Origin of the sequence: Bradyrhizobium zhanjiangense, from assembly GCF_004114935.1 — a bacterium.
Lineage (GTDB): Bacteria > Pseudomonadota > Alphaproteobacteria > Rhizobiales > Xanthobacteraceae > Bradyrhizobium > Bradyrhizobium zhanjiangense.
Map to the genome: position 1 here is coordinate 6,394,259 of NZ_CP022221.1, position 17,631 is coordinate 6,411,889.

Below are 17,631 nucleotides of genomic sequence, written 5' to 3' on the forward strand. Positions count from 1 at the left end.
TTCGTCAGTCTTGACGCAAGCCTACCAGCAAGTGTAGCCGCCATCTACCAGCACGATGCTGCCGGTCATCAGGCTTGCGGCCTCGGACGAGAGGAACAGCACGACGGAGGCGATCTCTTCGACCTGCCCCATCCGGGCCATCGGGGTTCCACCGATCCAGGCGTCGTACATTTTCGGGTTGCTCTTCACGAAGGCGTTCAGCGGCGTCTCGATATAGGTCGGCGCCACCGCGTTGACGCGGATGCCGCGTGCGCCCCATTCGGCGGCGAGCGACTTGGTGAGATGGTGCACACCAGCCTTGGAGGCGTTGTAGAAGCATTGCTCCTGCGGCTTGTTGACGATGAAGCCGGACATCGAGCCGACATTGACGATGGCACCGCTCTTGGCCTTCAGCATATGCTTGCCGAACTCGCGGCAGCACCAGAAAGTGCCGTTGAGGTTGACGTCGATGACGTTGAGCCAGTGCTCGTCGGTGACGGTCTCCGCCGGGGTCTCGCTGCGCGCGATGCCAGCATTGTTGACGAGGATGTCGACCTTGCCGTGGCGGGCGACGAGGTCGTTTGCGACCTCCGCCACGCGCCTGGTATCGGTGACGTCCATGATCGCGGTCTCGATGTCGTAGCCCTTAGCCTTCAGGCTGGCTTTCGCGCTGTCGGCGACCTTGCTGTCGCGATCGCCGATGATGACCTTGGCGCCGGCCTCAGCCAGCGCCTCGGCGCAGGCGAGCCCAATGCCCTGCCCGCCGCCGGTGATGAACGCGGTCTTGCCGTTCAGCTTGAATTTTTCCAGGTACATGGTGGTCTTTCCGTTTTCTTGCCGTTTCTTGTCAGCCTCGAAGCGCGTTGCCGCCCTGGTCGAAGCGATGGATGCGCGCGGGATCCGGCACCAGCGACACGCGGTCGCCGGCATGCAGGCTCAATTCGCCGATGTAGCGCGCCGTCAGCATGCCGAGCGGGCCGGCATCGACATAAAGGAAGGTGTCGCTGCCGAGATGCTCGGCCACCGCGATCGTGCCCTGCCAGCCGCCGGCACCGTCGCGCTCGATCTTGAGGTGCTCCGGCCGGACGCCGATCGTCGCGGCCCCCTTCTGCAAGGCCAGCTCGCCGGTGACGAAATTCATCTTGGGCGAGCCGATGAAGCCGGCGACGAACAGGTTGGCCGGCCGCTCGTAGAGCTCCAGTGGTGAGCCATATTGCTCGATCTTGCCGCCGTTGAGCACGACGATCTTGTCGGCCATGGTCATCGCCTCGACCTGGTCGTGGGTGACGTAGATCGCAGTGGTGCCGAGCTGCTTCTGCAGCCGCGTCACCTCGATGCGCATCTGCACGCGCAGCGCCGCGTCGAGATTGGACAAGGGCTCGTCGAACAGGAACGCCTTGGGCTCGCGCACGATGGCGCGGCCGATCGCGACGCGCTGGCGCTGGCCGCCGGAGAGTTCGCGCGGCTTGCGGTCGAGATAGGGCGTGAGGTTGAGCGTCGCGGCCGCCGCCTCCACCTTGCGGTTGATCTCGTCCTTGGCAAGGCCGGCCATCTTCAGGCCGAAACCGATATTGCCGCGCACGCTCATATGCGGATAGAGCGCGTAGGACTGGAACACCATCGAAAGCCCGCGCTTGGCCGGCGGGGTGTCGACCACGTTCTTGCCGTCGATCAGGATCTTGCCGCCGGAGACGTCCTCGAGCCCGGCGATCAGCCGCAGCAGCGTGGTCTTGCCGCAGCCGGAGGGACCGACGAACACCACGAAGGAGCCGTCGGCGATGTCCAAATCGGCGCCCTTGATGATGTGCACGGGGCCGAAGGATTTCTGCACGTCCTGAAGTGTGATCTGACCCATGATTCGGCAGCCCCTCTACTTCACCGCGCCGAAGGTGAGCCCGCGCACGAGCTGCTTCTGGCTGAACCAACCGAGGACGAGAATGGGCGCGATCGCCAGCGTCGAGGCCGCCGACAGCTTTGCCCAGAACAGCCCTTCCGGGCTCGAATAGGAAGCGATGAAGGTGGTGAGCGGCGCGGCGTTCGAGGTCGACAGGTTGAGCGTCCAGAACGCCTCGTTCCAGGCCAGGATCAAATTGAGCAGCAAGGTCGAGGCGAGCCCCGGGATCGCCATCGGCGTCAGCACGTAGACGAGCTCGCGGCCTATTGTTGCGCCGTCCATGCGCGCGGCCTCCAGGATGTCGCGCGGGATCTCCTTGAAATAGGTGAACAGCATCCAGATCACGATCGGCAAATTGCCGAGGCACAGGATGAAGACGAGGCCGATGCGGGAATCGAGCAGGCCGAAGAACTTGTAGATCAGGTAGATCGGCACCAACACACCGACCGGCGGCATCATCTTGGTCGAAAGCATCCAGAGCAGGATGTCCTTGGTGCGCTTGGTCGGCGAGAACGCCATCGACCAGGCCGCGGGAATGGCGATCAGGAGCGCAATCAGCGTCGAGCCGCCGGCGATGATGATCGAGTTCATCGCGTGGTGGAAATAGTCGCTGCGCTCCTGCACCGTCGCGTAGTTTTCCGTGGTCCAGTGGAAGAACAGGAAGGATGGCGGTACCGCGAATGCCTCGAGCTCGGTCTTGAAGCTCGCCAGGACCATCCACAGGATCGGGAAGAAGATCAGAAATCCGAACAGCCAGGCCGCCGCCGTCGATATCGCCACCCGCCGCGTCGTCGCCATCCGTGCCATTTCAGGCCTCCAAATTGCGGCCGACGATGCGGACCAGGAAGAAGGCGACGACGTTGGCGATCACCACCGCGACGAGGCCGCCTGCGGAGGCGCTGCCAACGTCGAACTGGATCAGTGCCTGCGAATAGATCAGGAAGGCGATGTTGGTGGTCTGCAAGCCCGGCCCGCCGCCGGTGGTGACGAAGATCTCGGCGAACACGGTGAGCAGGAAGATGGTCTCGATCAGGATCACTACCGTGATGGGACGTGCGAGGTGCGGCAGGGTGATGTAGATAAAGGTCGAGACCGCGCTGGCGCCATCCATCTCGGCGGCCTCCTTCTGCTCCTCGTCGAGCGATTGCAGCGCGGTGAGCAGGATCAGCGTCGCGAACGGTAGCCATTGCCACGTCACGATCAGGATCACCGCAAACAGCGGCATATCGTTGAACCAGTCGATCGGTGTCAGGCCGAAGAGCGAAGTGAGCCAGGCGAACAATCCCGACACCGGGTGCATCAACAGGTTCTTCCAGACCAGCGCGCTCACCGTCGGCATCACGAAGAACGGCGCGATCACCATCAGCCGGACGAAATTGCGGCCGATCACGGGCTGGTCCATCAGCAGCGCCAGGGGAATACCGAGCAGGATGGTCAGCGCCAGCACGGAGCCGACCAGCACCAGGGTGTTCTGGAGCGAGGCAAGGAAGGCCGGATCAGTGAGGAAGTAGCGGAAGTTTTCCAGACCTACGAACGATTCCGAGCCGGGATCGAGCAGGCTGTAATGCAGCGTCGCGAAATAGATCGTCAGCGCGAGCGGGACGATCATCCAGATGAACAGCAGCCCGACGGCCGGCGTCAGGAGCGAGCGCGCAAGGAACTGCGTCTGCCGGGTTGCCATCCCTGGCTTCTCCTTTCGGGGAAGAAGGCGGCCATCCATCCGTACGGCGGATGGCCGCCAGTTTGAGCTCAGGAGGGAGAGCTCGGGTTCACTTGATGTAACCGGCGCGCTTCATCTCGCGCTCGGTTGAGGATTGCGCGGCGGTCAGCGCGGCATCGACCGTCATTGATCCCGCAAGCGCGGCCGAGAACTGCTGGCCCACCTGCGTGCCGATGCCCTGGAATTCGGGGATCGCGGCGTATTGCACGCCGACGTAAGGCACCGGCTTCACCGTCGGCTTGTTCGGATCGGCGGCATCGATCGAGGCCAGCGTCAGCTTGGCGAAGGGGGCGACCTTCAGATAGTCCTGGTTCTGGTAGAGCGAGGTCCGCGTGCCCGGCGGCACGTTGGCCCAACCCTCCTTCGACGCGACGAGCTTGGTGTAGTCCTTGCTCGTGGCCCAGGCGATGAACTTCTCGGCGGCTTCCGTCTTCTTGGAGCCGGCGGGAATCGCGAGATTCCAGGCCCACAGCCAGTTGGCGTTCTTGCCGAGCCCGGTGTTGGGTGCGAGCGCGAAGCCGACCTTGTCGGCGACCTTGGAATCCTTCGGGTTGGTGACGAAGGACGCCGCAACCGTGGCGTCGATCCACATCGCGCACTTGCCGGCGTTGAACAGCGCCAGATTCTCGTTGAAGCCGTTGGAGCTCGCGCCGGGAGGACCGGCTTCCTTCATGAGATTGACGTAGGTGGTCAGCGTCGCCTTCCATTCCGGCGTATTGAACTGCGGCTCCCACTTCTCGTCGAACCAGCGCGCGCCGTAGGAATTGGCCATGGCCGAGAGGAACGCCATGTTCTCGCCCCAGCCGGCCTTGCCGCGGAGGCAAATGCCGTAGACGCCGGCACTCTTGTCCGTGAGCTTCTTGGCGGCGTCGATAACGAAATCCCAGGTCGGTTTCTCCGGCATCTTCAGGCCGGCCTTCTCGAATAAATCGGTGCGGTACATCACCATCGAGCTCTCGCCATAGAACGGCGCGGCGTAGAGCTTGCCGTCGACGGAGACCGCATCCTTGATCTTCGGCAAGAGGTCGGCGACGTCGTAATCGGCGCCGAGATTGGCGAGCGGCACCAGCCAGCCCTTCTTGGCCCAGATCGGCACCTCATAGGTGCCAATGGTCAGCACGTCGAATTGGCCGCCCTTGGTGGCGATGTCGGTGGTGACGCGCTGGCGCAGCACGTTCTCTTCCAGCGTCACCCATTTCACGGTGATATCGGGGTTCTTCTTGGTGAACTCACCCGTCAGCCCCTGCATGCGGATCATGTCGCCATTGTTGACGGTGGCGATGGTCAGGGTCGTTTCGGCCATCGCGGGGATGGCCAACAGCAGGCAAGACGCGCCGCAGACGGCGCCCAGGACGTGTTTCACGGTGACCTCCCTAAAGAGTCGCGTTTTGAGCATATGCCCACGCGTTGGGCGTATGTTCAGCTCAAGGAAGACGGTTGTCAAGCAGGCGCGCGAGCATTCAAGCAACTTATGAGTGCTGCGGTGCGGTAGGCTTTGTAATGTCGCGCACAGGGGTGGCGGCGTTCTCCACCCCGCTTGCGGGAGAGGTCGCATCGCATCGAAAGATGCGATGCGGGTAAGGGTTTTCTCCTCTTGGAGAGTCTTGCCAGTCGAGAGACCCTCTCCCCAGCCCTCTCCCGCAAGCGGGAGAGGGAATCGTCTCCCGCTGCCACGCGACCTCGCCCTACCGCTCCAGGATCGCCCTTGCCGTCGCCTCGTCCGTGATCAGCCCATTGATCAACCGCCCGTTCAGTGCCGCCGCGATCGCTGGCACCTTGGCGGCGCCCACCGCCGCACCGATCGTCGTGGTGTTGGCCGGGACCTCCGGCGGGATGCTGGTGAGGCGCTTGTTGGTGCCGGATTTGAGCAGGCGGCCCTTGGAATCATAGGCCCAGCCGGTGATCTCGCCGATGGCACCTAACCGCATCATCTCGAATAATTCATCACGCGTGACAAAGCCGTCGACATGCACCTGCGCCTTCTGGTCCATCTGGCCGATGCCGACGAGGCGAAGGTCCGCCTTGGCCGCGACCGCCTTCACCTTGGCGATCGGCTCGATGCGGACCATCTTGTTGCGCTCGTCCTCCGACGACATCAGGAACGGCAAGGGCATCGGATAGTGCCGCGCGCCGGTGCGGTCGGCGAGCCGGCCGACGGTGTCGTAGAAGCTCGCCGAGCCGTCGGCGGAGATGTTGCCGACCAGCGAGACGATCTGGTGGTTGGGCCGGTCGATCGACGTGACGCGCTCGACCGCGGCGCGCACCGCGCGGCCTGTGCCGAGCGCGACGATGACCGGCGTCTCCGAGCGCAGCGTGGAATCGAGCAGGTTGGCGCAACGTTCAGCGATGCCTGCGGTGGCCTGCGGTGCGGCAGGATCGGCCGGCACCACCTCGCAATGAACGAGATCAAAGCGCTGCTTCAGCCGCGCCGCCAGTTCCATGCAGGCGGCGATGGGATGCTCGAGCCGAAACGTGATCAGCCGCTCGGCGAGGCACAGCGAAACCAGCCGCTGCGCCGACGCGCGCGAGACCTGGAGCATCTTTGCGATCTCGTCCTGGGTATGACCGGCAATGAAATAGAGCCAGCCCGCGCGCGCGGCGTCGTCCAGCCTTGATTTCTCGTTCTCGGCGGCCATGCGGGCCTTACGCCCCCTTCCAGAAATCGCTCATGCGCCCGAAGACGCGATCGGCACCGGCGTCCGACAATATAGCGTGCCCGTCCCGGCCGCTGTAATGGCCTCCACCGACAAATCCCCAGACGGTCATGCCGGCCGCCTTGCCGGCCTGCACGCCGCTGACGCTGTCCTCGATCACGAGTGTGCGCGCGGGCGGTATGCGCATCTTCTCGGCCGCGTGGAGGAAAAGGTCGGGCGCCGGCTTGCCGTGCCTGACCATCTGCGCCGTGTAGATGCGGCCGTCGAATAGCGGCTTGAGGCCGGTGACATCGAGCGAGAGCGATACGCGGTCGATATCGCTCGACGAGGCCACGCAGAACGGCACCGTCAGGTCCGACACCACCGCCCCCACCCCGGGGATCGGTTCCAGCGAAGCGGCAAATGTCTCCAGCACGCGCGACTTCAAGCGCGGCAGGAAGCCGTCCGGCACGATTTGCCCGAGATCGCGATAATGCTGCTCGATCGCCTTGGTGCTACGCCCGAGAAAGAGCTCGAGCGCCTGCGCCTCGCTGAGCGCGAAGCCGAATTCGGCGAGCACTTCAGACAGGCAGCGGCAGCTCAACAGCTCGCTGTCGACGAGCACGCCGTCGCAGTCGAAGATGATCAGATCGGGTTTCGGCCGGTCCTGGTCCATCCGGCCATTCGATCATATACCCATCGTATGAGCAATAGCTCAGCCGGGCAGGCTTCGGTGGCACTTCCTGTGCCTCAATGCGCCACCTGCCGGTAAATCGCCGGCAGCGCCGCCGGCAAACGCTTGATGTTACCGACGATGGCGTAGCCGCCGCGGCCGAACAGGGTCGGGAAATAGGATTGCGCGGTCGCGTCCACGGTCACGCCGAATGCGGCGATGCCGAGCCGGCGCGCCTCCTGCACGGATTTCCGGGTGTCCTCGACCGCGAACCGGCCTTCATAGTGATCGACGTCGTTGGGCTTGCCGTCGGTAACGACGAGCAGCAGCTTCTTGCGCTGCGGCTGGCGCGCGAGTTCGGCCGCGGCGTGGCGCACCGCGGCGCCGATCCGCGTGTAATAACCGGGCTTGAGCGCGCCGATGCGGCGCTCCACCGCCCCGCTCATCGGCTCGCCGAAGGCCTTGACCGTCTCGAGCCGCACCCATGAGCGCCGGCGCGAGGTGAAGGTCAGGATGCTGTGGTGGTCGCCGCAAGCCGATAGCCCATGCGCGAGCACAAGCAGCGCCTCCTTTTCGACATCGAGCACGCGATAACCGTCGACCCAGGCGTCGGTGGAGAGCGAGACGTCGACGAGCAGCGTGACAGCGAGATCGTGCCCCTGCGGGCGCATTGCGACATGGATGCGATCGAGACGACTGCTGCTGCCGGCGCGAAGGTCGCAACGCGCGCGCACCAGCGCGTCGAGATCGAGGTCGTGGCCGTCGGCCTGGGCGCGCATCAATTCGTGACGCGGACGCAAGACTTCGAAGCGGCGACGCACCTGGCGGATATGCCGGCGCATGGCGTCATCCGCCGTCCTGCTCTCACCTTGTTCGGACGCCGCAGCCGCGAGTACGCGGCAATGATCCAGCAGATAGGAGCCGCTGCGATAGTCCCATTCGGGATAGCTCAGATCCGCGTTCAGGCGCGACGTATCGAGGGCTTCCGGCGGCAGGTCGAGATCGAATTTGAGCCGGCTCGCGGGCTTGCCACTGCGGCGGCTGAGCGTGATCTCCTCGAGATCGTCGGCCGCCTTCTGCGCATCCTCGTCCTCGCTGTCATCGGCAGGACGATCGACATTGACCATCTCGGCCATGGCGAGGATCTTCTCGAATCGATTGAGCACGAAGGGATCGCGACGATTGGCATTGTCCTCGCGCTCGCGCACCGCAAACCGTCTGCGATCGTCAGGCGGCGCAGATGCCGCGCCCGGCGCGCACTCGTCCTCGCCGGCATGCGCGGGCGAGAGCTCGCGGGTCCAGCAATCGCCCCAGAGTGGGCACGGCAGGATCGAACGATAGCCCGGCGGCGCCTTGTTCGGGAGCGGGCCCGTCCCCATCATCGCCGGCCACAGCTGGCCTGCGGGCGCCTTTCCGGTTCCAAGCAAGGCCAGGACGATCTGTTCCACCTCGCGCTCGACGCGCGGCCGAGGGCGCTGAGGCCGAACCTCGGCGGTGGCCGCAGCTAGCTGAGCGTAATCGGCGACAAGCCCCGGGAATTGCGCGAGCACCCAGACCGCCGTCTCGCTGGCGCGACGCAGCATTAGGAGATCGCGCCTGAGCGGATCCGCCTCCGCGATCGCTTCGACCGGCGCAGCTGCGAACCATGCCGCAAGCCAGCGATAGAGCGATGCATTCAGCGCACGATCGGAAAAGATCGCGATGCGGCCGGGAAGGAAGATGGTCGCAGCGTCGCGGCCCGGCTGCTCGAGGCGCTCATCGCCGAGGCCGATGCGCTGTCGCCAGCCGAGCCGATGGGCGGACTTTCGGGCTCCTGCGCTCGCGATCTGCACGCCGGTCTCGCCGCCGAGCGCGCGGAACATCACCGCGAGCCGGCCTTTCATCTCCGTCAGCGTGACAGCCTGATCCTCATGAACCGGATAGCTCGCGGTGCCACCGACCATTCTGTGCCAGGCCCGTCCGACCGTCTCCTCCAGTTCGAGGAAGTCGAGCATGGCAGTGGCCTCACCCGATCACGGCGCGCGCGACATCGAGCAATGCCACCTTGACGTCGGCGTCGTCGGTGAGCGGCTCGATCATGCCGGCGAGCACCGCATCGGCAGTCGGCGTGCCTGCGACAATCAGCGTCGCGCAATAGACGACGAGCCGGGTCGAGACGCCCTCCTCCAGGTCGTGGCCCCTCAGCGCGCGCAGCCGGCCAGCCAGCCCGACAAGCGGCCGCACGCGCTCCGGCGACAGTCCGCTTTCGGCGGACACGACGGCGATCTCCTGCTCGGGCGGCAGGAAGCTGAATTCGATGGCAATGAAGCGCTGCCGTGTCGACGGCTTCAACGCCTTCAGCAGCGTCTGGTATCCGGGATTATAGGAGACGACGAGCATGAAGCTGTTGGGCGCCGCGATCTCCTCGCCGGTGCGCTCCAGCGGCAGGATGCGGCGGTCGTCGGTGAGCGGATGCAGCACGACGGTGACGTCCTTGCGCGCTTCCACGACCTCGTCGAGATAGCAGATGCCGCCCTCGCGCACCGCGCGCGTCAGCGGACCGTCAGTCCACACGGTGTCGCCGCCCCTCAACAGATACCGACCGGTGAGATCTGCGGCGGTGAGATCGTCATGGCAGGCGACGGTGTGCAGCGGCAATCCCAGCCGCGCCGCCATGTGCGCGACGAAGCGCGTCTTGCCGCAGCCGGTCGGTCCCTTCAGCAGCACCGGAAGCTGATGCCGCCAGGCGTGCTCGAACAGCGCGCATTCGTTGGCGCTTGCGACATAGGCCGGCAGCGCGGGCGCCGAGGTCACGGTGTGAAGAGCGGGTTTCATGATGTCTCTCCGGACTTTCCAGGAAGCAGGCGGCCGCGGCGAACCGCGGCCGCCGTTTGCATTTACTCGGCCGGCTGCAGCGCGCCGGGGATGACCGGTTGCCTGGCGCGGCCCGGCACCAGCACGGCCCACACGAACATCAGCGCGGAGATCGCCACGAATACGCCGGAGCCGAGCCGGACCCAGTAGAACATCGCGAGCTGGTCCTGCACGTCCATGTAGCCCTGGCCGAGCACGCGCTGGAGATGGACCTGGACCACGCCGGCAAAAGTCAGCGCGAAGGTCATCACCATCATAGCGGTGCACATGATCCAGAAGCTCGCCATGGAGAGCCACTGGTTGTAGGGCGCACGTCCCCTGATCTGCGGGATGGCGTAGGCCATTACCGACAGGTTCAGCATCACATAGGCACCGAAGAAGGCGAGATGGCCGTGTGCGGCGGTGACCTGCGTGCCATGCGTGTAGTAGTTCACCGAGGACAGCGTGTGCAGGAAGCCCCAGACGCCGGCTCCGAGGAACGCCATCACCGAGCAGCCGACCGACCACAGCAGAGCTGCGCGGTTCGGATGCTTGCGACCGGCCTTCCAGGTCATCTGCACCGTGAAGATCACCATGGTGAAAAAGGGGGCGACCTCCAGCGTGGAGAACAGCGAGCCGATCCACTGCCAATAGCCGGGCGCGCCGATCCAGTAGAAGTGGTGGCCGGTGCCGAGGATGCCGGAGAACAGCGCCAGCCCAATGATGACGTAGAGCCACTTCTCGACCACCTCGCGGTCGATGCCGTTGAGCTTGATCATCAGATAGGCCAGCACGGAGGCCATGATCAGCTCCCAGACGCCTTCGACCCAGAGATGGACGATGTACCACCAGTACATCTTGTCGACCGCCAGATTGATTGGATTGTAGAAGGCGAACAGAAAGAAGATCGCAACGCCCCCCAGGCCGAACAAGAGGATATTCGTGACCGTGGTCTTGCGGCCCTTGAGCGCCGTCATCGTCACGTTGAACAGGAACATCAGACAGACGACGACGATGCCGACCTTGATGATGAAGGGCTGCTCGAGGAACTCGCGGCCCTCGTGGTAGTGGAAGAGATAGCCGACCACGGCCACACCTGCCGCGCCAAAAAACATCCAGAACTGGATTTTTGCCAGCAGCGGGCTGTAGAGCTCGGTCTCGGTCTCTTCCGGAAGTAGGAAGTAGGTCGCGCCCATGAAGCCGATCAACGACCACACGATCAGCGCGTTGGTGTGGATCATCCTGACGATGTTGAACGGCAGGAGTGTCGACAGCGTGTTGGGCAGGACGTAGATCGTCCCCGCGAGGAGGCCGAACAGGACCTGCGCGAGGAACAGAGTCAGCGCGCCGTAGAAATACAGCATCGCGACTTTCTGGGTCTGATATTTCATCTCAGGCTCTCTGTGTTTTAGGGATTCACGAGGCGATACGCTCAGCCGGCCTTGTTCGGCGGCCATTCCTGGCGCTTGATCGTAGAGGTCCATTGCAGGAAGTCGGCGAGATCGTTGAGCTCCTGGTCGGTGAGGTTGAACTGCGGCATCTGCCGCCGACCCGGCGCGCCCGAAGGCTGCGCCTGCATCCAGGCCTTCAGCGTCTCGCGCGCACTTGCCGGGTCCTCGTTGCCGCCCCAGCGATCCCAGACGTTGCCGACTTCGGGAGCGAAATAGGCGCCCTCGCCGAGCAGGGTGTGGCAGTTGATGCAGGAGTTCTTCTCCCAGACATGCTTGCCGCGGGCGACCGACGACGTCAGTGTCGTCGCATCCGTCGAGGTCGTGGCCATGTAGTAATGGCTGTGCGCCGTCAGCCCTATGAAGATGGCGAAGAAAAAGGCCGAGCCGCCGTAGAAGACGTTTCGAGCGGCCGACTTGGTCAGGCGTTCAGCCATTGCCAATCCTTTCCGTTTGATTCCTGCGAAGAAGCGATGCGGTGATTTATTGCCGAACGACGCGGATCACTCTTTGACGAAGCGCAAGCAGCGCGACGATACGCGAGGCGCCGCGTCAGATCAGGGTGACGACAGCGGATGCGAGCCAGGCGAACAGCACCACGGCGAGGACCCAGGCGCTCACGAGGCCGCGCCAGAGCGCCGGCGCGGCCCGAAGATCGAGGAAATCGAGCACGACACGGCGGCCCTTGACGGCCGCGAACGCCAGCAGCAGGGCATTTCCGAGCAGCGGATGCGCCACAAATGATGGGACCAGAATGGTCGCGAGCGCGAGACCGATCAGCGCGATCCAGGTGATGTCGAGACGATCCGGAATCACTGCTGCACCAGATAGATGATCGGGAACATGACGATCCACAGCAGATCGACCATGTGCCAGAAGGCGGTTCCCGTCTCGACCCCCGAGGCTTCGGCACTCCGGGAAACTACGGCCAGGATCACGATGCCGAGGCCGACATGCAGGAGATGAAAGCCGGTGAGGAGAAAGTAGAGGGTGAAGAACGGGCTGGTCTCCAGACCGTTTCCCTGACCGATCTCGCCGGCATATTCGAACAGCTTGACCGCGATGAAGAGAGCGCCAAGCGCCATGGCGCCGAAGAGCCAACCGCGCGCGGCCGGCCTGCGGCCCGCACGGGCGGCGGCCGTGCCGCGCGCCGCGGCCCATCCGCTGGTCACCAGAACGACGGTGTTGATCCCGGCGAGATGCGCATCGAGGGTGGCCTCGCCGGCCGCGAAGATCGCGGGATGAATCGCACGAGCGACAATGAAGGCGCCGAGGAACAGGCCGAAGGCGGCAAGCTCGCTGAAGATCAGTACCCAGATCATGGGATCGCCGGGGAGATCTTCGAGGATTCCCCAGCCAGTTTCTTGTTGCTCGCAGTCCGTCGCCGACATCTGATTTCCAAACCAAGACGTCCAGCCACTACCTCGACGGCGCTGCTCCGACTTTGACGCCGGACAAAGAAGCGGCAGGCCATAGGGTGCTTGCGCTACCGCAACATCCTGGCGGCCCTTCCGCCATAGGGTGGATCAACCCGGCGGTTCCACAAGACGGCAAACGACCAGATGAGCGATGCACAAATCGGCCTGATGACCGCGACCCCCATTATCATCGCGTTTGCCATCGCGCTCCGGCGAATGGGCGTGCTGTCGACCGTGGCGACCGTGTCAGCGATAAGCCTCTCCGTCGCGATCGCGGCGCTGCTGTTCACGACGCAGTAGCGGCAGGCGCCTCAGCGCGCCGTTGCGGCACTGCACAGCAAGGGGCGCCTGCTGCAGCTGGGTCCCGGGCAGTTTCGATTCCTCCGTCTTGGCTTCCTTGCGTCGTGCGCTAATATTGCGCTCCACACGACTGGATGAGTTCGCCATGCCTGAGATCATCAACCTTGGCGCGCTGCAGCTGACGTTCCTACAGAGCAAGGATGACACCGCCGGCGGCCTCGATCTGTTCGAGATGACGCTGCAGCCGAACGCGCGCATGCCGATTCCCCATTATCACGATGGCTGGGACGAAACGATCTATGGACTCAGCGGCATCTCGACCTGGCGGATCGACGCAAAGGACATCGACGTGGCGCCGGGCGAAAGCCTCTTCATCAAGCGCGGCGTGGTGCACGGTTTCATCAACCGTTCGCCCCGACCGGCGACCTGCCTGTGCATCCTCAGCCCCGGCGTACTCGGCCCGCAATACTTCAAGGAAATGGCGGCCCTGCTATTGGCCGGCAAGCCTGATCCGGCCAAAATGAAGGAAACGATGCTGCGCTACGGGCTGGTTCCGGTGATGCAATCCTGAGGATGAGTGCAGCGCGAGCGGTCGAGTCAGGTGGCCGCGCTCGCCATAGTCGTTGAAAAGGGTGGGCACCGCGCAAGAGCGCTTCTGCCCACCCTACGAAATCAGCGAAACTATCGCCGCTGATTATACACGTCGATGCAGACCGCCCCGAGCAGCACCAGGCCCTTGATGACCTGCTGGTAGTCGATACCGATGCCGAGGATCGACATGCCGTTGTTCATCACGCCCATGATCATGGCGCCGACCACGGCACCGCCGACGCGCCCCACCCCGCCATAGGCCGAAGCGCCGCCGATGAAGCAGGCGGCGATGACGTCGAGCTCGAAGCCGAGACCGGCCTTCGGGGTCGCAGTGTTGAGGCGCGCGGCGAAGACGAGGCCGGCGAGCGCGGCGAGCACGCCCATGTTGACGAAGGTGAGGAAGGTCAGCCGCTCAGTCTTGATGCCCGATAGGCTTGCCGCCTTGGCGTTGCCGCCGACGGCATAGATCTGCCGGCCGATCACGGTGCGCCGGGTGACGAAGCCGTAGAGCGCGATCAACGCCGTCATGATGACCAGCACGTTCGGCAGGCCGCGATGCGAGGCGATCAGATAGGTGAAATAGAGCACGGCGCAGGCCAAGAGAACGCTCTTGCCCAGGAAGAACGCATAAGGCTCGACCTCGATGCCGTGCAATTGCTCGCGCGAACGGCCCTTGGCGCTGGCATAGACCAGTCCGAGCGCGAGCACGGCACCGATCAGCATGGAGGTCGGATGCAGCGTGCCGGCCTCGGGCAACAGTTCAGGAATGAACCCGGACGACAATTTCTGGAAGGTCGCCGGAAACGGCCCGAGCGACTGACCCTGCAACACCGCGAGCGCGAGGCCCTTGAACACCAGCATGCCCGCCAAGGTGACGATGAAGGACGGGATCTTGAAATAGGCCACCCAATAGCCCTGCGCGGCGCCGATGGCGGCGCCGACCAGGAGGCAGGCGATGAACGCGAGTGTGTAGTCGATCTTGTAGGTCACCATGAGCACAGCGGCCACCGCGCCGATGAAGCCCGCGACCGAACCGACCGAAAGGTCGATATGACCGGTGACGATCACCAGCAGCATGCCCAGCGCCATGACGACGATGTAGCTGTTCTGCAGCACCAGATTGGTCAGGTTGAGTGGCTGCAGCAGCGTGCCGCCAGTGACGACCTGGAAGAACAGCATGATCGCGACCAGCGACATCAGCATGCCATAATTGCGCAAATTGTTCTTGATGAAGCTGCCGTGCCGGCGCTCCTCGGGCAGCGACACCGTCTTGTCGGTCATGGCTGCGTTCCTCCCATCTCGACGGCCGCGGGCGCGGCGTTCCCAATTTTTCTTTCGTTGCGCATGATGGCGCGCATGATCTTTTCCTGCGTCGCCTCGGATCCCCTGAACTCCCCGACAAAGGCGCCGTCATTCATGACGCAGATGCGGTCGCAGATGCCGAGCAACTCTGGCATTTCCGAGGAGATCACCACGACGCCGCGGCCGGCTTCCGCCAGCTCGTTGATGATACAGTAAATCTCGTACTTGGCACCGACGTCGATGCCCCGCGTCGGCTCGTCCAGGATCAGCACCTTCGGATCGGTCATCAGCCATTTCGACAGCACGACCTTCTGCTGGTTGCCGCCGGAGAGCTGTCCAGTCTCCTGGTAGACGTCGGAGCAGCGGATCCGCATCCGGTTGCGGTAGTCGCTGGCGACCTTCAGCTCGGCGATGTCGTCGATGACACGGCCGGGCGCGACCTGGTCGAGGCTCGCCAGCGTGATGTTCTTGCGGACGTCGTCGGCGAGAATGAGGCCGAGCTGCTTGCGATCCTCGGTGACATAGGCAAGGCCGGCATCGATCGCGGCCGCGACGCTCGGCAGCATCATCTCCCTGCCCTCGAGCCGGAGGCTGCCGCTGATGGTGGTGCCCCAGGAGCGGCCGAACAGGCTCATGGCGAATTCAGTGCGGCCGGCCCCCATCAGGCCGGCGATGCCCACGACCTCGCCTCGCTTGACACTGAAATTGACGTTCTTGATCACCTGCCGTTCGGGATGAATGGGGTGATAGACCGACCAGTTCTCGACGGTGAGCACGGGTTCGCCGATCTTCGCGCTGCGCTCCGGGAAGCGGTGAGCAAGATCGCGATTGACCATGCTGCGGATGATGCGGTCCTCCTGGATCGCCTCGGCATGGCAATCGATACTGTCGACCGTGCGGCCGTCGCGCAGCACGGTGATGTGGTCGGCGACCTTGGCGACCTCGTTCAGCTTATGCGAGATCAGGATTGAGCCGATACCCTGCTCGCGGAACGCCATGAGGCGTTCGAGCAGCGCGGCGCTGTCGGCCTCATTGAGGCTCGCGGTCGGCTCGTCCAGGATCAGCATCCGCACCCGCTTGGAGAGCGCCTTGGCGATCTCGACCAGCTGCTGCTTGCCGACGCCGAGATCGGTGATCAGCGTATCCGGCGATTCTCTCAGGCCGACTTGCGCGAGCAGTTCCCGCGTGCGCCGGTAGACCTCGTCGCGATCGATCACCCCTAACTTCGACGGCGGATGCGATAGGAAGATGTTCTCGGCGATCGACATCAGCGGGATCAGCGCCAGCTCCTGATGGATGATGATGATGCCGAGCGCCTCGGAATCGTTGATGTCGCGGAAGCGCCGCTCCTCGCCTTCGAAGACGATGGTGCCCTCGTAGCTGCCATGCGGATAGACCCCGCTCAGCACTTTCATCAGCGTCGACTTGCCGGCGCCGTTCTCGCCCACGAGCGCGTGGATCTGTCCGGCGTGAACCGAGAAATTGACGTCGCGCAGCGCCTGCACACCGGCAAAGCTCTTGCTGACGTTGCGCATCTCCAGCATGGCGGTCATGGCTTTGGTGTCCCTTGCGTTACTTCGCCTCTCCCCGCGTGCGGGGAGAGGCCGGAATTCGAGCGCAGCTTGAATTCCGGGTGAGGGGGAGTCTCCGCGAGGGCAACTCTCACCGCACCCGTGGAGAGCCCCCTCACCCTAACCCTCTCCCCGCACGCGGGGAGAGGAGGAAGAAAGAGTTCTTACTGGAACTGCGACTTCTTGTAGTAGCCGCTGTCGACCAGCACCTTCTCCCAATTGTCCTTGTAGACCACCACCGGCTTGAGCAGATAGGACGGCACCGTCTTGACGCCGTTCTCGTAGGTCTTGGTGTCGTTGACGGTGACCTGCTTGCCGGCGAGCGCCGCGTCGACCATGTCGGCCGTGACCTTGGCGAGGTCGCGGGTGTCCTTGAAGATGGTCGAATACTGGTCGCCGCGCAGCATCGCCTTGATCGAGGGCACCTCGGCGTCCTGGCCGGAGATGATCGGCATCGGCTGATCGGCGCTGCCGTAGCCGACGCCCTTCAGCGAGGAGATGATGCCGATCGAGATGCCGTCATAGGGCGACAGCACGGCATTGATCTTCTTGTTGCCGTAATAGGCGCTGAGCAGGTTGTCCATGCGGGCCTGCGCGGTGGCGCCGTCCCAGCGCAGCGTCGCCACCTTGTCCATGCCCATCTGGCCGGAGACGACGACGAGCTTGCCGCTGTCGATGTAGGGCTTCAGCACGCTCATCGCGCCGTTGTAGAAGAAGTAGGCGTTGTTGTCGTCGGGCGAGCCGCCAAACAGCTCGATGTTGAAGGGCCCCTTGCCTTCCTTGAGGCCGAGCCCCTGCTCGATCGACTGCGCCTGGAGCACGCCGACCTGGAAATTGTCGAACGTCGCGTAGTAGTCGACGCTCGGCGTGCCGCGGATCAGGCGGTCATAGGCGATCACGGTGATGCCCTTGGCCTTGGCCTGCTTGAGCACGTCGGACAGCGTGGTGCCGTCGATCGCCGCGATCACCAGCGCCTTCGCACCCTTGGTCACCATGTTCTCGACCTGCGAGAGCTGGTTCGGAATGTCGTCCTCGGCATATTGCAGGTCGGTGTTGTAGCCGCGCTCCTTCAGCACCTTGACCATGTTGTTGCCGTCGTCGATCCAGCGCGCCGAGGATTTGGTCGGCATGGCGATGCCGACTGTCGCCTTCTGGGCGGAGGCGGTCACGCCTGTGGCCATCGTGGCGGCGCCGGCCAGCGCCAGTGCGAGGAACGTCGTCTTCAGTTTCAGCATATTTCACTCCCTTTGGGTGTCAGACTGTTTCTTCG

At 64.0% G+C, this 17,631-nt stretch carries 18 protein-coding genes; 2 read left to right on the plus strand and 16 right to left on the minus strand.

Features of this window, described 5'->3' with window-relative positions; all coding sequences use genetic code 11:
• Positions 1 to 21: 21 nt before the first annotated feature.
• The 13 genes from XH85_RS30780 to XH85_RS30840 form a co-directional block, all read right to left on the minus strand.
• Positions 22 to 795, minus strand: coding sequence for an SDR family NAD(P)-dependent oxidoreductase (locus tag XH85_RS30780; RefSeq protein WP_128934839.1), 774 nt, complete (start codon positions 793 to 795; stop codon positions 22 to 24).
• Between the two features lie 31 nt (positions 796 to 826).
• The gene (locus tag XH85_RS30785) at positions 827 to 1,834 is read right to left on the minus strand and encodes an ABC transporter ATP-binding protein (RefSeq protein ID WP_128934840.1); all 1,008 of its coding nucleotides are present in this window, start codon (positions 1,832 to 1,834) and stop codon (positions 827 to 829) included.
• 15 nt (positions 1,835 to 1,849) lie between these two features.
• Positions 1,850 to 2,680, minus strand: a complete 831-nt coding sequence (locus XH85_RS30790) for a carbohydrate ABC transporter permease (protein WP_128934841.1) — start codon at positions 2,678 to 2,680, stop codon at positions 1,850 to 1,852.
• Position 2,681: 1 nt separating this feature from the next.
• On the minus strand, positions 2,682 to 3,554 hold the full coding sequence (locus tag XH85_RS30795) for a carbohydrate ABC transporter permease (RefSeq protein WP_128934842.1): 873 nt from the start codon (positions 3,552 to 3,554) through the stop codon (positions 2,682 to 2,684).
• Between the two features lie 88 nt (positions 3,555 to 3,642).
• Entirely contained in the window at positions 3,643 to 4,956 is a 1,314-nt protein-coding gene (locus XH85_RS30800; RefSeq protein WP_091892386.1) for an ABC transporter substrate-binding protein, read from the minus strand.
• A 322-nt stretch (positions 4,957 to 5,278) separates the two neighbouring features.
• Complete coding sequence (locus XH85_RS30805; RefSeq protein WP_128934843.1) at positions 5,279 to 6,229, minus strand: sugar-binding transcriptional regulator; 951 nt, start codon at positions 6,227 to 6,229, stop codon at positions 5,279 to 5,281.
• A gap of 7 nt (positions 6,230 to 6,236) precedes the next feature.
• Positions 6,237 to 6,902, minus strand: a complete 666-nt coding sequence (locus XH85_RS30810) for an HAD family hydrolase (RefSeq protein WP_128934844.1) — start codon at positions 6,900 to 6,902, stop codon at positions 6,237 to 6,239.
• A gap of 74 nt (positions 6,903 to 6,976) precedes the next feature.
• The gene (locus XH85_RS30815; protein ID WP_128934845.1) at positions 6,977 to 8,893 is read right to left on the minus strand and encodes a nitric oxide reductase activation protein NorD; all 1,917 of its coding nucleotides are present in this window, start codon (positions 8,891 to 8,893) and stop codon (positions 6,977 to 6,979) included.
• A 10-nt stretch (positions 8,894 to 8,903) separates the two neighbouring features.
• A complete protein-coding gene (locus XH85_RS30820) occupies positions 8,904 to 9,713 on the minus strand; it encodes a CbbQ/NirQ/NorQ/GpvN family protein (RefSeq protein ID WP_128934846.1) in 810 nt (269 codons plus the stop codon).
• 62 nt (positions 9,714 to 9,775) lie between these two features.
• Positions 9,776 to 11,122 (minus strand): cbb3-type cytochrome c oxidase subunit I, encoded by a 1,347-nt coding sequence (locus XH85_RS30825; RefSeq protein WP_128934847.1) that lies wholly within the window; start codon positions 11,120 to 11,122, stop codon positions 9,776 to 9,778.
• A gap of 41 nt (positions 11,123 to 11,163) precedes the next feature.
• On the minus strand, positions 11,164 to 11,616 hold the full coding sequence (locus tag XH85_RS30830; RefSeq protein WP_128934848.1) for a c-type cytochrome: 453 nt from the start codon (positions 11,614 to 11,616) through the stop codon (positions 11,164 to 11,166).
• A 115-nt stretch (positions 11,617 to 11,731) separates the two neighbouring features.
• On the minus strand, positions 11,732 to 11,992 hold the full coding sequence (locus XH85_RS30835) for a cytochrome C oxidase subunit IV family protein (protein ID WP_164934577.1): 261 nt from the start codon (positions 11,990 to 11,992) through the stop codon (positions 11,732 to 11,734).
• Positions 11,992 to 12,570 (minus strand): cytochrome c oxidase subunit 3 family protein, encoded by a 579-nt coding sequence (locus XH85_RS30840; protein WP_128934850.1) that lies wholly within the window; start codon positions 12,568 to 12,570, stop codon positions 11,992 to 11,994. Before XH85_RS30840 ends, XH85_RS30835 begins: the two co-directional genes overlap by 1 nt.
• Positions 12,571 to 12,741: 171 nt before the next feature.
• On the opposite strand from XH85_RS30840, the gene XH85_RS45445 reads away from it, so the two are divergent.
• Positions 12,742 to 12,897 (plus strand): hypothetical protein, encoded by a 156-nt coding sequence (locus tag XH85_RS45445; RefSeq protein ID WP_164934557.1) that lies wholly within the window; start codon positions 12,742 to 12,744, stop codon positions 12,895 to 12,897.
• Positions 12,898 to 13,042: 145 nt separating this feature from the next.
• Positions 13,043 to 13,468, plus strand: a complete 426-nt coding sequence (locus XH85_RS30845; protein ID WP_091892363.1) for a cupin domain-containing protein — start codon at positions 13,043 to 13,045, stop codon at positions 13,466 to 13,468.
• Positions 13,469 to 13,578: 110 nt separating this feature from the next.
• Here XH85_RS30845 and mmsB read toward each other — a convergent pair whose 3' ends face one another.
• The 3 genes from mmsB to chvE all read right to left on the minus strand — a co-directional run bounded on the left by mmsB (position 13,579) and on the right by chvE (position 17,596).
• On the minus strand, positions 13,579 to 14,769 hold the full coding sequence (mmsB, locus tag XH85_RS30850; RefSeq protein ID WP_128934851.1) for a multiple monosaccharide ABC transporter permease: 1,191 nt from the start codon (positions 14,767 to 14,769) through the stop codon (positions 13,579 to 13,581).
• Complete coding sequence (gene mmsA / locus XH85_RS30855) at positions 14,766 to 16,343, minus strand: multiple monosaccharide ABC transporter ATP-binding protein (protein WP_128934852.1); 1,578 nt, start codon at positions 16,341 to 16,343, stop codon at positions 14,766 to 14,768. Before mmsA ends, mmsB begins: the two co-directional genes overlap by 4 nt.
• Positions 16,344 to 16,525: 182 nt before the next feature.
• Entirely contained in the window at positions 16,526 to 17,596 is a 1,071-nt protein-coding gene (chvE, locus tag XH85_RS30860; protein ID WP_128934853.1) for a multiple monosaccharide ABC transporter substrate-binding protein, read from the minus strand.
• Positions 17,597 to 17,631: the final 35 nt, after the last annotated feature.

Excerpts from the sequence above, each read along its gene's own strand:
- mmsB (WP_128934851.1), bottom strand. The coding sequence starts at position 14,769 with ATGACCGACAAGACGGTGTCGCTGCCCGAGGAGCGCCGGCACGGCAGC.
- XH85_RS30825 (WP_128934847.1), bottom strand. The coding sequence starts at position 11,122 with ATGAAATATCAGACCCAGAAAGTCGCGATGCTGTATTTCTACGGCGCG.
- XH85_RS30795 (WP_128934842.1), bottom strand. The coding sequence starts at position 3,554 with ATGGCAACCCGGCAGACGCAGTTCCTTGCGCGCTCGCTCCTGACGCCG.
- XH85_RS30830 (WP_128934848.1), bottom strand. The coding sequence starts at position 11,616 with ATGGCTGAACGCCTGACCAAGTCGGCCGCTCGAAACGTCTTCTACGGC.
- mmsA (WP_128934852.1), bottom strand. The coding sequence starts at position 16,343 with ATGACCGCCATGCTGGAGATGCGCAACGTCAGCAAGAGCTTTGCCGGT.
- XH85_RS30810 (WP_128934844.1), bottom strand. The coding sequence starts at position 6,902 with ATGGACCAGGACCGGCCGAAACCCGATCTGATCATCTTCGACTGCGAC.
- XH85_RS30845 (WP_091892363.1), top strand. The coding sequence starts at position 13,043 with ATGCCTGAGATCATCAACCTTGGCGCGCTGCAGCTGACGTTCCTACAG.
- XH85_RS30790 (WP_128934841.1), bottom strand. The coding sequence starts at position 2,680 with ATGGCACGGATGGCGACGACGCGGCGGGTGGCGATATCGACGGCGGCG.
- XH85_RS30780 (WP_128934839.1), bottom strand. The coding sequence starts at position 795 with ATGTACCTGGAAAAATTCAAGCTGAACGGCAAGACCGCGTTCATCACC.
- chvE (WP_128934853.1), bottom strand. The coding sequence starts at position 17,596 with ATGCTGAAACTGAAGACGACGTTCCTCGCACTGGCGCTGGCCGGCGCC.
- XH85_RS45445 (WP_164934557.1), top strand. The coding sequence starts at position 12,742 with ATGAGCGATGCACAAATCGGCCTGATGACCGCGACCCCCATTATCATC.
- XH85_RS30820 (WP_128934846.1), bottom strand. The coding sequence starts at position 9,713 with ATGAAACCCGCTCTTCACACCGTGACCTCGGCGCCCGCGCTGCCGGCC.
- XH85_RS30785 (WP_128934840.1), bottom strand. The coding sequence starts at position 1,834 with ATGGGTCAGATCACACTTCAGGACGTGCAGAAATCCTTCGGCCCCGTG.
- XH85_RS30840 (WP_128934850.1), bottom strand. The coding sequence starts at position 12,570 with ATGTCGGCGACGGACTGCGAGCAACAAGAAACTGGCTGGGGAATCCTC.
- XH85_RS30815 (WP_128934845.1), bottom strand. The coding sequence starts at position 8,893 with ATGCTCGACTTCCTCGAACTGGAGGAGACGGTCGGACGGGCCTGGCAC.
- XH85_RS30805 (WP_128934843.1), bottom strand. The coding sequence starts at position 6,229 with ATGGCCGCCGAGAACGAGAAATCAAGGCTGGACGACGCCGCGCGCGCG.